Origin of the sequence: uncultured Rothia sp., assembly GCF_963544205.1 — a bacterium.
Taxonomy (GTDB): Bacteria; Actinomycetota; Actinomycetes; order Actinomycetales; family Micrococcaceae; genus Rothia.
This window is the reverse complement of record NZ_CAUUDY010000004.1, coordinates 136,118-150,319: the sequence shown is the minus strand read 5'-3', so window position 1 is coordinate 150,319 and position 14,202 is coordinate 136,118. Positions and strand designations below refer to the sequence as shown.

Here is a 14,202-nt window from a genome sequence, read left to right as displayed (position 1 = left end):
AGCCAGCCAGCTGCGGCGCTGACGGTGTGCGAATAGCCCATCATGGGGAGGTGCCTCCTTGAATGCGATTGCTCAGCGAGTGTGATTGCCCTGCGAGTGTGGTTGCCTGGGTGCCGGGATGTTCACTCGAACTAATTAGAATAAATATAGCATATATCGAAATTACTTTCGATAGGCTGGGTTATCCCTCAAGCGGCACCACCTCAAGCGGCGTCACCTCTCAAGTGGCACTATCCCTCAAACGGCAGAGTCTGCTTCCAGAACTCGCGCTCACGCAGGTAGTTCTCCAGCCATCCCACGTGCTCGGAGCATGCCAGCCAAATCTTGCGGCGCTCGGGGGTGTGAACCTTCGGGTTGTTCCAGAGCAGCTGAAATTCTGCCGCCTGCTGGCAGCCCTTGCGGGAGCACTTGGCGTACTCGGGCTGTGCATCCTGTGAGAGTGAACCGAGCAGATCCATATCTTCTAATCCTTACTATTGCGCCTCGACGTGCGGTGTTATTCCGTGCCCGCGCAACCCCGCAGAAAAGGGGTGCGGGCAGTTCCGCTTCAGCTAGTGTACGCGCCCGATGAGGCATGTAAAAGAAGGGGAGCAGGTGCTCAGCGTTCAAGAGTGGAGTGTAGCCTGCGGCACCTTCGCCCTAAAACGCGGTAAAATAAGGTTCGACTGTCCATCCGTCCACACCCCGACCGCGGAGCCGCTGCATCGGCTCCGATTGCGAGGGGTCGACTCATCAAGGAAGCTCATGAGCGAGAACACTCCCAAGACCGTGCTGGTCACCGGCGGCAACCGAGGCATCGGCTACGAAATTGCCAAGGAATTCCAGGCAGCAGGCCACAACGTCTGCATCACCTACCGCAGCGGTGAAGCCCCCGAAGAATTTTTCGCCGTCAAGGCAGATGTACGCGATGCCGACAGCATTAACGAAGCTTTCAAGGAAATTGAAGCAGAATTCGGCCCCGTGGAGGTGCTGGTCGCCAACGCAGGTATCACCCGCGACATGCTGCTGATGCGCATGAAGGAATCCGACTTCACCGACGTTGTCGACACCAACCTCACCGGTTCGTTCCGCGTGGTTCAGCGCGCTATCAAGGGCATGCTGAAGCTCAAGCGCGGCCGCATTATCCTCGTTTCCTCCGTGGTGGGTCTGTACGGTTCCCCCGGCCAGGTCAACTACTCCGCATCTAAGGCGGCATTGGTTGGTATGGCACGCTCCATCACCCGCGAGCTGGGTGGCCGCAACATCACCGCGAACGTGGTGGCACCGGGCTTCATTAACACCGCAATGACTGAGGTTCTGCCCGAGGAAACCAAGAAGAACTACCTCGCATCCATCCCGGCTGGCCGTTTCGCGGAGGCTGAAGAGGTTGCTCGCGTGATTCGCTGGCTCGCATCCGATGAGGCTAGCTACATTTCTGGCGCTGTCATCCCCGTTGATGGCGGCCTGGGCATGGGTCACTAACCCCACCCCGTACGGACTGCATGAAGCGCCCGAGCGTGGGCGCACCCTTTCTAAACCTAAGGACATAAAACTATGGCACAGCTGACCGGCAAGACCATTATCATCACCGGCTCCTCCCGCGGCGTTGGCGCAGACACCGCACAGATTCTCGCCGCTGAGGGCGCGAACATCGTGGTGAACTACCGCTCCAAGGCACCGCGTGCGAACAAGATCGTCAAGGCTATTGAAGAGGCTGGCGGCAAGGCAATTGCGGTGCAGGCTGACGTGACCAACAGCGATGACCTGCAGAACCTCGTCAACACCGCTGTTGAGACTTTCGGCTCCCTGGACTACCTGATCCTGAACGCTTCGGGCGGCATGGAGACCGGCATGGGCGAGGACTACGCAATGCGCCTGAACCGTGACGCACAGCTGAACCTGGCACGCCTGGCTGCAGAGAAGATGCCCGAGGGCGCACGCATCGTGTTCGTGACCAGCCACCAGGCACACTTCATCCGCGAAGTTGAGACCATGGACGAGTACAAGCCCGTCGCAGAGTCCAAGCGCGCTGGCGAAGACGCACTGATCGCCGAGATTCCCGCACTCTCCGAGAAGGGCATCTCCCTGGTCGTGGTCTCCGCTGACATGATTGAAGGCACCGTCACCGCAACCCTGCTGAACCGCCTGCACCCCGGCGCTATCGAGCAGCGCCGCGAGACCGCCGGCAAGCTCTACACCGTCAACGAGTTCGCGCAGGAAATCGCGAAGATGGTCACCGCAGACGTTGAGACCGGCCACGTTGAGCTGGTCGGTGGCGCACGCGGCTTCATCGACTAATAACTCTGTTGCTTCAGGTGCCGTTACGGATGCGCTCACGCCTTCCGTGGCGGCACCTGTAGCCCCTCTATTCTTTGCGTGAGGAACCCAATGTGGGGTACCCGCGCACTATGCGCCAACCGCTCCGATAACCCGGCACGGGTTGCGGGGTGGGGCGCATCCCATCCATCTAACTCACTGGAAGAAGAACCATGAGCACCGTACTCAACCTTCAGAATGTCTCCGTGATTCGCGGCGGCCGCAAGATTCTCAACGACGTTTCCTGGACTGTGAACGAAGGTGAACGCTGGGTTGTTCTGGGCCCGAACGGCGCCGGTAAGTCCACTCTGCTGTCGATTGCGGCAGCTCGCCTGCACCCGACCAGCGGCGAGGTTGAAATCCTTGACGAGACCCTCGGCGCTGTTGATGTCTTTGACCTGCGCCCGCGCATTGGTCTGTCCTCCGGTGCTTCGGCAAACCAGATTCCCGCCACCGAGAAGGTTTCCGACGTTGTCGTGACCGCAGCGTACGCTGTGTCCGGCCGTTGGAAGGAAGAATACGACGTTATGGACGACGAGCGTGCCACCGAACTGCTGGCTGACTGGGGCGTTGACACCCTCGCCGACCGCACCTTCGGCTCCCTCTCCGACGGCGAGCGCAAGCGTGCACTGATTGCCCGCGCACTGATGACCGACCCCGAGCTGCTGCTGCTGGACGAGCCCGGCGCAGGTATGGACATTTCCGGTCGTGAGGACCTGGTCGAGCGCCTGACCGCGCTTGCCGCTGACCCCTACGCACCGGCTACCGTGCTCATCACCCACCACCTCGAGGAAATCCCGGCTGGCTTCACCCACGCCCTGCTGGTCCGTGACGGTGGCGTGGTTGCTGCAGGCCCGATTCTGTCCACCATTACCGAGGCTAACCTCGCCGCAACCTACGACATGGACCTGGCTCTGACTGCCACCCCCGCGGGTCGTTACTCCGCATTCAAGCGCGCATGAGCCGACGCCCGAAGCAGCTGAGCGCCGAACAGATTGCTGAGCGCGCCGAGCGGGTCTACGCTATCGAGTCGGTCACGGCTCTGGAGCAAGCACCCGAGCAGGCTCTGCGCTACTACACGCAGCTGACCGATGTGAAGCTCCGTAGCGCCGTGGAACCGCAGTGGGGTATCTACATTGCGGAGTCCTCGAAGGTGATTCGTCGTGCGCTCGCTGCCGGTCATCAGCCCGTTTCTTTCCTGATGAGTGAGAAATGGGCTGATGATTTGGCGGATGTTCTGTGCGCCCATCCTGCCACTCCCGCGTATGTGGGTAGTGAGGAACAGCTGGAGCAGGTGACCGGTTTTCATCTGCATCGTGGCGCGTTGGCGGCGATGGCTCGCCCGGCGCCGCAACCCCTGGAGCAGTTGTTGCAGGGGGCGTCTCGCGTGGCGATTTTGGAAGATATTGTGGACCACACGAATGTGGGCGCTATTTTCCGTTCGGCTGCCGCGCTGGACGTGGATGCTGTGCTGGTGACTCCGCGATGCGCCGATCCGCTGTATCGCCGTTCGATTCGCGTGTCGATGGGTACTGTTTTTCAGGTGCCGTGGGCTCGTCTGGAGTCGTGGCCTGCTGACCTGCAGACTCTGCATGAGCTGGGCTTTAAGAGCGCAGCGCTTGCACTGGAAGAGGACTCTCTGACTCTGGAGGAGCTGTCTGCTCGTCGGGATGAGAAGCTGGCGCTGATTCTGGGTACGGAGGGGCACGGACTGTCGCCCCGGACCCTGGCTGCGTGTGACGATACGGTGATGATTCCGATGTCGCACGGCGTGGATTCTTTGAATGTTGCGGCGGCGAGCGCCGTGGCGTTCTGGGAGACTCGTCCGCGTTCTTAACCCGATTCTTACCCCGCGTGAGCGTCTTCTTCGAGTGCTCTTGCGGCAGCTAGGTTGGTGCCTGTGAGGGAACGTACTGGGATTTAATCCGTGAAGGTGGTACCCTTAATGGGTTGTGTGCGCCCTATGCGTGCACAATGGTGATGCGCTCTGAGATTTTCTCGATAGCTGCACATCGAAAAACCTACTCCATCTATATAAGGGCTACTGGCAAAATCCAGTAGCAGAAGAAGGTAATCAATGAAGGCAGAAATCCACCCGGACTACAACCTGGTTCTGTTCCGCGACCTCGCATCCGGCAAGGTCTTCCTGACCCGTTCCACCATGACCTCGGACAAGACCGAGAAGTGGGAAGACGGCAACGAGTACCCGATCGTCGAGGTTGAAATCTCGTCCGAGTCGCACCCGTTCTACACCGGTAAGCAGCGCATCATGGACTCCGCAGGTCGCGTCGAGCGCTTCAACGCACGCTTCGCAAACTTCGGCAAGAAGTAAATCTTCTTTCCAGGTTTTGCTTTATAGCGAAATCAATGCCCCGTTCTCCTTGGTTTTCAAGGAGGCGGGGCATTGTGCGTTCTATGGCGTGTAGCTGATTGGTTCGCGCGAACGTGAGGAAAGTTGTAGTGTAAAACCTTTTGTTCGCCAGTGCGTAGACCAGCTGACGGCGTTACAATGGGAAAGTATTTTGCGAGCTGTGCATTTTCTGTGCCTTCCAGCCCTGCCCCATATCGGCGGGTTATTTTCCGGCTCTCTGTATTCTAGAGACTTCGCTGGATGCGCTACGCACCTCGCGTATCACCACCTCAAACAAAGGACATCCTATGAGCGACGCTCACTCTGAACCGTCGCAGAAGAAGAAATGGGTCAAGCGTATTCTGCTGATCCTGCTGATTCTTCTGCTGGTTATTACCCTCGGTATTGGTTTCTTCATCTGGCGTGCTGGCCACACCTGGGATAGCAAGACCGAGAAGTTCGACTCCATCACTAAGGTGGACGAAGATCAAGCCAAAATTAAGGAGCAGCTTGGCGAGGCTAAGAAGCTCAACGTGACGGAGCTGAAGGCTCCGATCGTGACTAACTCGGATACTGGTAAGAACGGCACTAACGGTAGCAATGGTTCCGCAGATGGCGGTTCGGATGCTGCGGCGGCTCTTGCGGCGAACGCCAGCGAGCACGATAAGGACGGCGACGGCATCCTGGATGACGGTTACAGCTACGATGTCGTGAAGGGCCCCGGTAAGAACATTCTGCTGCTCGGTAGTGACACCCGTTCCGGTTCTGAAGCTGCTCAGGTGAGCGGCTCCCGTGCGGACAGCATCATGCTCATGCACATCCCGGCTGACGGCAAGGGCGTGTACCTGGTCTCGATTATGCGTGATACCTGGGTGAACATCCCCGGTTACGGTTCGGCAAAGATTAACGCGGCGCTGAACTACGGTGGTATTTCTCTGCAGGTGGCAACCGTTGAGAACCTGCTGGGCATCAAGATTGATCACGTGGCTGAGATTGAGTTCGAGGGCTTCAAGGCTCTGGTGAACTCCGTTGGTGGCGTGGACGTTCAGGTCCCCTTCAACTTTGATATCAACATTTGGTCCTTCAAGCAGGGTATGCAGCACATGGATGGTGGCGCGGCACTTGCGTTCGTGCGTGCTCGTTACCAGTTCGCTGATGGTGACTACCAGCGTGTTCGTAACCAGCGTGCGTTCCTGCGCGGCCTGTACAACACGATGAAGGCGAAGGGCGCGTTGAGCAACGTGGGTTCGTTCCAGTCTGCTGTTGAGTCTATTGCAGGTTACATGCGTGTGGACTCCGGTCTGGATGCGGCGCAGATCGCTCAGATTGCGGCTCCGGTGCTGACCAGTGGTGACACCACGATGCGTATGACCACCCTGCCGAACGCGGGTCCGGGTTGGTCTTACGACGGCCAATCGATTGTTATCGTGAACCAGGCTGCGAACGCTAACCTGTCCTATGCTTTGCAGCATGACAGCATGGATCAGTTCATGGCGACTTACGGTCAGGACTAAGGTCTGACTCCTTGCGGGGGTGAAAGCTGATGAGGCTTTCACCCCCGCTGGTTTTTAACCGATTCCGGAAAGTCCCGGAATGTGGGCCACCCGGAGGGGCTTTCGTTAGCGTGTAGGAACCGTTTATGAGAGCCGCTGGACGCACAAAAGGGGCGGCTACCTCACCGTGATGGTAAGGTAGCCGCCCCTTTTGTATCTTTGCGTTGTATCTTTACGCTCTGTCGTGGAGGAGTTTATGCCTTCGAATCTGCTTCTTCTTCAGACTCGTCGGTCTCTTCGTAGTCTTCTTCGTACTCGTCGTAGGCTTCGTAGTCACCGTAGTAGGGCTGACGACCAAAGTAGAAGGCAACTGCCGCGACAGCGCCACCCAGAATCGCGATGAGGATGCCGAGCATCGGGGTCCATAGCATCGAAATCAGGCCGGCGACCAGAACTGCGAGGCCTGCACCCTTGACCAGGTTCAGAAGACGTTCGCGCTCGGAGGGTTCGTAGTATTCCTCTTCCTCAATGCTGTACTCGATAATCGGCTTCTCCGCGGCAGGTTCGCTGCGGGTCGGCTCGGGCGCGGAGGAGCCACCGGTCAGGGAGCTCATGAAACCGCGACGCTTCTTCGGAGCCTGCTGTGCAGAGGACTCCAGGTAATGGCGTTCACCTTCGGTGGGTACGAATGCCGGGGACACCTCGTAGTCTTCACCAACGGGCAGTAGAGCCGGAACGTTGTTGGGCAGAGTCTCGTACCATTCCTGCGGAATATCTGCTGGGCGTGCAGCCTGAACGGTCAGCGAAAGTTCGAGGGTGTTACCGCGAATGGTGCCCCACGCGCTGGTGAGGCGGTCGTTCTCGAACGCGTAACGAATCACGGGGGTGAGCTGCTCAGACATTTGGGTGCTCAGGCGACCGACGAGCTTACGGTCGTGGCGCACCTCCACACTGTCAACCACGCGGCCGTCGGAGGTCTTCAGCTGGTTTGCTTCCAGGGTCAGGATCACGCGGCCTTCACCGCTGGGCGGCAGGATGCTGTGCAGGTATTCGGAGTGCTCTTTCTCGTCGAGCACCTTCATAGAGGGGCCCTGGGGCAGTAGGGTCGCGCGGGTCGGTGCATCGTTGAGGGGGAAGAGAGAGCTAGGCGCGGACAGGGAGAGCACACCGGTGCTCTTCACTCGCATTCCACCGCTTTCAGCACGCACAGCAACAGCAGAAAGCTGCAGATGCGCGATGGGCTCGTAGCCGGAGGCAACCACGCGGGTAATGGATTCCCAGTACGCAGCAGAGTCCTCCACACTCATACGGCCTACCTTGAACTCGTCAATGTAGACGGCAATGCTGTTGGGCTCGTAAGGGTTATCCGGTTCGGGAACAAGACGAGCTTCACCGTACCAGATCCGTTCACGGTCGATGTGCAGTTCCTCAAAGATTTGGAGGGTTTCTGCTTCGTAGTAATCATCGGTGACAATGTCAACGCTACCGCGGTCACCGAGTGCGTAATCGACCACTGAAAACTCCTTCTGATATGTATGTCTAAGCGAGCGGATACCTAGTCTATTCTCTCATGCTTTCAGTGTGGACAGCTCACAAAAACGGGTGACATTTATCTGTCTTTTAGCACCGGGTGCATATAGTTTTGTGCCCTGGTGAAACTGCCCGGGTAATGAGTGCCCACGTCAGTGTGTGAACCGCCGCATGAGGGAAATATTTGGACGGCATACCGCCGCTGTGAATTCTATAGATGAGTCAGAAAAAGACCACCGCCCGGCACGTCCCGGTGCGTTACCGGGAGCGTGCCGAACGGCAGTCTCTCACAGCGGATTGAGAACCTAGCGGGGGAGAGCGGAACCTAGTCTAGATGCTGGCTCACATCCCGCCACAAGCCCTTAAACCATGCAGTTTAGTCCTGCAGGGAAGCGTTGAACTTCTGAGCCACGATCGAACGGTGGCCGTGATCCTGAGCCTCCAGAACCAGACGACGCAGAGCCGAAGGAGCGTCGGGGTTCGCCTCCAGCCACTTCTGAGCCAGCGCCACGGAGGGGTTACCCTCAACACCCAGACCCTCGGTGGAGCCGGTGTTGTACGGAGCCTTCGGGTACAGGCCACGCACAATGCGGGTCGCCATACCAATCGAACGGGACGCCCAGAGGGGCAGCAGAGCCTCGAAGTAGGAGTCGTAGTAGGACTCACGCAGCTCAACCGGACCGCGAGCAAAACCGTTAATGGTCGAAGCCAGAGCGTCGTTCGACAGCGACTCGTCTTCCATGATGGTCTTGTACGCGGCAGCCTTACGCTTAGCAGAGGGCAGAGCAGCAATCGCGTACGCGTAACCATTCGAAGAAATCGAGGAGGGGCTGTACTTAGCCGCACGGTCCAGATCCTCAACAGTCACCAGGTTACGGCTTGCGAGCGCACCCAGTGCACTCCAACCCAGGTTCTGGTCGTAAGGAATACCGGTTGCGTCAGCAATATCGCCGGTAGTGTCCTCGAACGCACCGCGGGCAATATCGCGGCAGAGCTCTTCACCCTTGGTCGCGTTGGTGGAGACCGAAATCAGACCGCGCAGCAGAATCAGCTGCTCGTCGGAGCCGGGCTTAGCCTGTGCCAGTGCGGCTGCGAATGCGTCGTAGAGAGCGTCGTAGAGGCGCTCGCGGCCGGTGGGTGCGGAGAAGGTTGCGATAGCGACCTGTGCGTTGTTGACCATGGTGCCCAGCAGGGATGCGCTCGGCTCCTTGGAGACATTGCGGACCACTGCGTCGACGTAGGTGGTGACGGGCAGGCGTGCATCGCGCACGTTCTCCCAGAGGGAGCCCCAGATGAGGCCGCGGGAGAGTGCGGACTCGAGGGTGGAGACACCTTCGATAGCTGCCTGCAGGCCGTCTTCGTCGGTCAGGGCAACCTTGGCGTAGGTGTGGTCTTCTGCGTTGAGCATGAGCAGGTCAGCTTCGCCAACGAGCTTCTTCTGCTCGTCGGTGAGCTCTACGCGGTGCTCGGAGACGGGCTCTGCCGGGTACTCGAGGGAGAGCAGGCCGGTGGAGACGAGCTTGCCGTCGGTCAGTGCGAAGGTTTCCAGCTTTGCCACGTGGGGGCGGCCCAGACCTGCGGGCTGCTGTGCGGGCAGTTCCTGGGTGAGGATCAGATCGGTGAGCTGACCGTCTTCGCCGTAGACGCGCTTGGTGCCCAGTGCGGACACGCCGGAGGTCTGCAGCCATGCGTTAGCCCATGCCTGCATGTCGCGGCCGGAGACCTCGTTGAGTACCTGCAGGAAGTCGTTCAGGGAGGTGTTGCCCCACTCGAAGCGCTTGAAGTACACGCGTGCTGCTTCGATGAAGGTGTCGAAGCCGACGTAGGCGACCAGCTGCTTGAGCACAGATGCGCCCTTTGCGTAGGTGATACCGTCGAAGTTCTGCGATGCTGCTTCCAGGTGGGGGATGTCAGCGACGATGGGGTGGGTGGTGGGCAGCTGGTCCTGCATGTATGCCCATGCCTTGCGGTTGTTCGCGAAGGTGACCCATGCGTCGTTGAAGTTGTTGGCTTCCTTAGCGCCGAGGGTGCCCATGAAGTCTGCGAAGGATTCCTTGAGCCACAGGTCGTCCCACCACTTCATGGTGACGAGGTCGCCGAACCACATGTGTGCCATTTCGTGGCAGATGGTGTTGGTGCGGCCTTCGAGGTCGTCCTCGGTTGCGCCGGAGACGAAGATGTAGTCTTCGGTGAAGGTGACCAGGCCGGGGTTCTCCATTGCGCCGATGTTGTATTCGGGCACGAATGCCTGCTCGTACTTGGGGTACGGGTAGGGGTAGTCGAAGAGGTCCTGGAAGAAGTCCAGGCCGTTTTCGGTGACCTTGAAGATGTGGTCGTAGTCGAAGTGCGGCTTGAGAGACTGGCGGCAGTAGACGACCAGGGGAATGTCACCGCTGTTGACCTTGCTCTTGGGCTTGTAGGTGGTGGTTGCGGTGAAGTATTCGCCGGCAACGATTGCGGTGATGTAGGTGGAGATCTTTGCGGTGGGGGAGAAGACGCGCTTGGTGATGGAGTCGTCGGTGGGGTCTACGACCTGGGATTCGAGTACGCCGTTGGAGCTGACAACCCAGTCCTTGGGTGCGGTGATGCGGAAGTTGAAGACTGCCTTCAGGTCAGGCTGCTCGAAGTTCGGGAAGACTCGGCGGCAGTCGGAGGGCTCGTACTGGGTGTACAGGTAGACGCGACCGTCGGAGGGGTCGAAGTAGCGGTGCAGGCCTTCGCCGGAGCGGGAGTAGTAGGAGCGACCGTGGATGGTGAGCACGTTTTCTGCCTGCAGGTTGGGCAGGGTGATGCGTGCGCCGTTGACGACATCTGCCAGGTTCAGTTCGGTGCCGTTGAGCTTAACGGAGTCGACGCTGTGGTGGATGTAGTCGATGAAGGTTTCTGCGCCGGGGGTGTTGCAGGAGAATCGGACGGTGGTGACGGTGGGGTAGGACTTGAATTCGGGGTCCTTGGCGTTAGTCAGGTCGACATGCACGTCGTAGGTGTCGACACTGATGAGAGCCGAACGTTCTGCGGCTTCTTCGCGGGAGAGGTTCTCATTATTCATGCTTTTTATTCTAGTCGGTGTGACCGGAAATCTGACAGTTGAACGGGCGTGCCCGTCATATTAGTTGGGGCGTGAGGGGCTGCGACGCGGTTTGAGATAAACGATACTCAATATGTGACACAGAACATACTCTTTCGATTTGCGGAGTATCCAGAAAGCCCGTATAGTATTACGTGTTGCTTCGAACGGCACCGAAAGGAAAACGTTCGAAAGTCACCTGCGCGGGTGGCGGAATAGGCAGACGCGCTAGCTTGAGGTGCTAGTCCTCGTATTAGAGGGTGGGGGTTCAAGTCCCCCCTCGCGCACAGATAATCCCCGGTTCTTCGGAACCGGGGATTTTTGTATGCCCGGTTTTGTATGCCCAGTAAAAAGCACACAAAAAAGTAGTGGGGTGAGGCTCCTTGAAAGGAACCTCACCCCACACTAGCTACGCTAAGGAAGCTAGAAGAGCAGTTGCATCAGCTGAAACTGAATTACTCAGCCAGACGCTCCGGGTCGGTGGTGACCAGAATCTTCACAGCGGTCTCGTTGTGGTGAATCAGGGTGTCGAAGCCCTTGTCAATCAGGTCTTCCACAGCAATCTTGCCGGTGATGAAGGGCTTGAGGTCAATCTTGCCGGACTCAACCAGCTTGATGGTCTCCGGGTGGGAGTTCACGTATGCGATGGTGCCGCGGATATCGAGCTCCTTGAGCACAACCTTCTGAACGTCCAGCGAAGCGGGCTTGCCCCAAATGGAGACGATGACGACCTTACCGGTGGGCTTGAGGGCATCCAGAATCAGGTCCAGTGCGGGCTGAACGGAGGTGCACTCGAACGCGATGTCAGCGCCACGGCCGTCGGTCAGCTTGTGAATCTCAGCCAGAACGTCAGTCTCTGCGGGGGAGAAAGCGTAGTCAGCAACGCCGGAGTCCAGAGCCTTCTGGCGGCGCAGCGGGGACAGCTCGGAGATGATGACCTTAGCGCCCTTAGCCTTCAGAACTGCGGAGGTCAGCAGACCGATGGGGCCAGCACCGGTAACCAGTGCGAATGCGCCCTCTTCGAACTCGCCTGCACGCTCAACAGCGTGGTAGCCAACGCTCAGGGGCTCAATCAGTGCAGCCTCGTCCAGGGGAATGGTGTTGGGGATCTTGTGAACCCAGCGGCGCTTGACGGCAACCTTCTCGGACAGACCGCCACCGCGACCTGCCAGGCCGATGAAGTTCATGTCCTTGGACAGGTGGTAGTCCTTGGAGTCGGGGCCGGTGTAGACGTCATCACGAATGATGTAGGGCTCAACAACAACGTGGTCGCCAACCTGCAGGTCGTCTACGCCTTCGCCCAGTGCCTCAACAACACCGGAGAATTCGTGACCGAGGGTGACGGGGGAGTCCTCACCAGAAATGGGGTGGGGGTGACCGTGCTGGGGGCAGAAGATGGGGCCGTCGAGGTATTCGTGCAGGTCGGTACCGCAAATACCGCACCAGGCGACCTTGACCAGAACCTCGCCCGCAGCGGCTTCGGGTGCGGGGATGTCTTCAATGCGGATGTCGTTACGGTCGTAGAAGCGTGCTGCCTTCATGGGATGGAGCTCCTTAGCGTGGTTGTGGCGCTCACTGCGGTGTGTGCTTGCCGGTACGGTTCGCATCCATGGGTCTGTCACGGTGTTGGCAGAGGCCCAAACGACATGGTCTGGACCGGTTGTGAACTGTCCTGCCGGCATTCGCATCGCTAGCGCCGGATGGTGATGGGTGCGGCTGGATTGTCGCTCCCATGTGCTTAACGCTACTCCAATGAATCAAAGATTCCTAGGATATATACAAAATTTCTTTTATGTGACACAAATTTCTTTTTGGGTGTTTTCGGCTCCATCACGCCCGACCCTCTAGCGCCCGGCGAGCACAGACGGTAGCTTAGAAGCATGACTGACGCGAACGCACAGGGCACCGCCGCCCTCACCCAGCCCACTTCTGACGATTCCGCTCGAACGGTACCGAACCGACCCGCCGCAACAACCCGCCGATACGAGGCGCCCGATGCCGATTGCGTGCGCGGTAGCGAGTATTCCGAGATTCTTGCCCTTGAAACTGAACAGCGTAAGCGTGCCGCTGAGCACCGCCGCAAGCGCGGGCATGCGCATCCCGAGCAGGAACGTAGTCACGGCGAGCGCCACGGTCATGGAGAACACCACGAGCACGGAAAGCATCACGGGCACCGCCTTGATGATGACAGCGGACTGGCACATATTCGCCGCGACCTCGCCGAATCCATCGCCACGCGCGCGGACTCTCTGACCGAAATTCTCAAGGCTATTCACGCGCATCCCGAGACTGCCTACGAAGAGTATTTCGCCTCCCGCACGCTCGTTGATGCCGTCCGCGAAGCCCACCCGAACCTTAGCGTCGAGTACCCCGCCTTCGGTCTAGATACCGCCTTTAAGGTGGAGCTCACCAGCGCCGACTACGACCCCGCCAAACACCGCACCATCGCGATTCTCTCCGAATACGACGCGCTGCCGGGCATCGGTCACGGCTGCGGCCACAACGTCATTGCGGTATCCGGTCTGGGTGCTTTCCTCGCCCTAGCGGATGCGCTCGCCACCGGCCCCGAGGCGTTCAGCGGCAGGGTCCTCTACTACGGCACGCCCGCCGAAGAATCCGATGCCGGTAAGGAGCTGATGGCGCGCGCCGGCGCGTTCGAGCAGGTGGATGCCGCCATTATGGTGCACCCCTACTTTATGGATGTGGCTGATCAGGCGTGGTTGGGTCGCCGCGAATGCCGCGTGACCTATACGGGCGTGAGCGCGCACGCTTCCTCGCACCCGTTTATGGGTCGTAACGCCCTGGATGCGGCAAACCTGGCGTATCAGGGCCTGGGTTTGTTGCGTCAGCATATTCCCGGTTCTGATCGTATTCACGCGATTATCGACCACGGCGGGGACGCCCCGAACCTGATCCCTGCCTCCGCGAGCCTGCACATTAATATCCGTTCCAAGCACGCGCCGACTCTGCGTGCGCTCTCGCGACGGGTTGAGGAGGTGCTGCGCGGTGCGGCGCTCATGGCTGGCGTGAGCGCGGAGGTGACCTGGGATTCTTCGCCGATGACCATGCCGGTGCGCACGAACCGCCCGCTGCTCAAGCGTTGGGTTTCGGCTCAGCATTCGGTGGGGCGCCACCCGTACCCGCCCGGCACGGTCAGTGACACGCTGGCGGCTTCGACCGATTTCGGTAATGTAAGCCTGCGTGTGCCCGGTATTCACCCGCTCATTCAGATCGCGCCGGAGGGTACCGGTATGCACACGGTGGAGTTCGCGCACTGTGCGGACACTCCGGCGGCGGTTGATGCTGCCCTGGATGCGGCATTCGGGTTGGCTTCTGTGGCTTTGGACTTCCTGGTTGATGACGAATTGGCTCAGGCGGCCCGTGCCGATTTTGAGGCTTCCGGAGGCGCGGTAGATGTGGAGGGCTACTTTAGCGACATGTGACCTTGCTCAAAAGGTCAGAACGTC

General features: G+C 59.2%; 11 protein-coding genes and 1 tRNA gene. 8 read left to right on the top strand and 4 right to left on the bottom strand.

The annotated features are described in order from the left end of the window. Window positions 1-230: 230 nt before the first annotated feature. Window positions 231-458, bottom strand: a complete 228-nt coding sequence (locus tag RWZ58_RS04025; RefSeq protein ID WP_005506080.1) for a hypothetical protein — start codon at window positions 456-458, stop codon at window positions 231-233. A 286-nt stretch (window positions 459-744) separates the two neighbouring features. On the opposite strand from RWZ58_RS04025, the gene RWZ58_RS04020 reads away from it, so the two are divergent. The 6 genes from RWZ58_RS04020 (at window position 745) to RWZ58_RS03995 (ending at window position 6,159) form a co-directional block, all read left to right on the top strand. After that, a complete protein-coding gene (locus tag RWZ58_RS04020; protein WP_005509097.1) occupies window positions 745-1,461 on the top strand; it encodes a beta-ketoacyl-ACP reductase in 717 nt (238 codons plus the stop codon). A gap of 72 nt (window positions 1,462-1,533) precedes the next feature. Beyond that, window positions 1,534-2,277: an SDR family oxidoreductase gene (locus tag RWZ58_RS04015; RefSeq protein WP_303972357.1), complete on the top strand. Its 744-nt coding sequence runs from the start codon at window positions 1,534-1,536 to the stop codon at window positions 2,275-2,277. Window positions 2,278-2,468: 191 nt separating this feature from the next. After that, window positions 2,469-3,257 (top strand): ABC transporter ATP-binding protein, encoded by a 789-nt coding sequence (locus RWZ58_RS04010; protein ID WP_314657586.1) that lies wholly within the window; start codon window positions 2,469-2,471, stop codon window positions 3,255-3,257. Next, on the top strand, window positions 3,254-4,132 hold the full coding sequence (locus RWZ58_RS04005; RefSeq protein ID WP_314657584.1) for an RNA methyltransferase: 879 nt from the start codon (window positions 3,254-3,256) through the stop codon (window positions 4,130-4,132). The genes RWZ58_RS04010 and RWZ58_RS04005 overlap by 4 nt, the downstream gene beginning before the upstream one ends. A 240-nt stretch (window positions 4,133-4,372) precedes the next feature. Then, window positions 4,373-4,627: a type B 50S ribosomal protein L31 gene (locus RWZ58_RS04000; RefSeq protein WP_070688056.1), complete on the top strand. Its 255-nt coding sequence runs from the start codon at window positions 4,373-4,375 to the stop codon at window positions 4,625-4,627. A gap of 326 nt (window positions 4,628-4,953) precedes the next feature. After that, complete coding sequence (locus tag RWZ58_RS03995; protein ID WP_314657582.1) at window positions 4,954-6,159, top strand: LCP family protein; 1,206 nt, start codon at window positions 4,954-4,956, stop codon at window positions 6,157-6,159. 233 nt (window positions 6,160-6,392) lie between these two features. On the opposite strand, the gene RWZ58_RS03990 is transcribed toward RWZ58_RS03995, so the two are convergent. Further along, complete coding sequence (locus RWZ58_RS03990) at window positions 6,393-7,652, bottom strand: hypothetical protein (protein WP_303936914.1); 1,260 nt, start codon at window positions 7,650-7,652, stop codon at window positions 6,393-6,395. 392 nt (window positions 7,653-8,044) lie between these two features. Next, window positions 8,045-10,717: an aminopeptidase N gene (pepN, locus tag RWZ58_RS03985; protein ID WP_314657578.1), complete on the bottom strand. Its 2,673-nt coding sequence runs from the start codon at window positions 10,715-10,717 to the stop codon at window positions 8,045-8,047. A 219-nt stretch (window positions 10,718-10,936) separates the two neighbouring features. Here pepN and RWZ58_RS03980 point away from each other — a divergent pair. Then, window positions 10,937-11,022, top strand: a tRNA-Leu gene (locus tag RWZ58_RS03980). 168 nt (window positions 11,023-11,190) lie between these two features. Here the strand turns inward: RWZ58_RS03980 and RWZ58_RS03975 are convergent. Continuing rightward, window positions 11,191-12,276: a 2,3-butanediol dehydrogenase gene (locus RWZ58_RS03975; RefSeq protein WP_313988129.1), complete on the bottom strand. Its 1,086-nt coding sequence runs from the start codon at window positions 12,274-12,276 to the stop codon at window positions 11,191-11,193. A gap of 339 nt (window positions 12,277-12,615) precedes the next feature. Between RWZ58_RS03975 and RWZ58_RS03970 the strand changes: the two genes are divergently transcribed. Continuing rightward, on the top strand, window positions 12,616-14,178 hold the full coding sequence (locus RWZ58_RS03970; RefSeq protein ID WP_314657576.1) for an amidohydrolase: 1,563 nt from the start codon (window positions 12,616-12,618) through the stop codon (window positions 14,176-14,178). Window positions 14,179-14,202: the final 24 nt, after the last annotated feature.

Excerpts from the sequence above, each read along its gene's own strand:
- RWZ58_RS04015 (WP_303972357.1), top strand. The coding sequence starts at position 1,534 with ATGGCACAGCTGACCGGCAAGACCATTATCATCACCGGCTCCTCCCGC.
- RWZ58_RS03995 (WP_314657582.1), top strand. The coding sequence starts at position 4,954 with ATGAGCGACGCTCACTCTGAACCGTCGCAGAAGAAGAAATGGGTCAAG.
- RWZ58_RS04025 (WP_005506080.1), bottom strand. The coding sequence starts at position 458 with ATGGATCTGCTCGGTTCACTCTCACAGGATGCACAGCCCGAGTACGCC.
- RWZ58_RS04010 (WP_314657586.1), top strand. The coding sequence starts at position 2,469 with ATGAGCACCGTACTCAACCTTCAGAATGTCTCCGTGATTCGCGGCGGC.
- RWZ58_RS04020 (WP_005509097.1), top strand. The coding sequence starts at position 745 with ATGAGCGAGAACACTCCCAAGACCGTGCTGGTCACCGGCGGCAACCGA.
- RWZ58_RS03970 (WP_314657576.1), top strand. The coding sequence starts at position 12,616 with ATGACTGACGCGAACGCACAGGGCACCGCCGCCCTCACCCAGCCCACT.
- RWZ58_RS04005 (WP_314657584.1), top strand. The coding sequence starts at position 3,254 with ATGAGCCGACGCCCGAAGCAGCTGAGCGCCGAACAGATTGCTGAGCGC.
- RWZ58_RS03975 (WP_313988129.1), bottom strand. The coding sequence starts at position 12,276 with ATGAAGGCAGCACGCTTCTACGACCGTAACGACATCCGCATTGAAGAC.
- RWZ58_RS04000 (WP_070688056.1), top strand. The coding sequence starts at position 4,373 with ATGAAGGCAGAAATCCACCCGGACTACAACCTGGTTCTGTTCCGCGAC.
- pepN (WP_314657578.1), bottom strand. The coding sequence starts at position 10,717 with ATGAATAATGAGAACCTCTCCCGCGAAGAAGCCGCAGAACGTTCGGCT.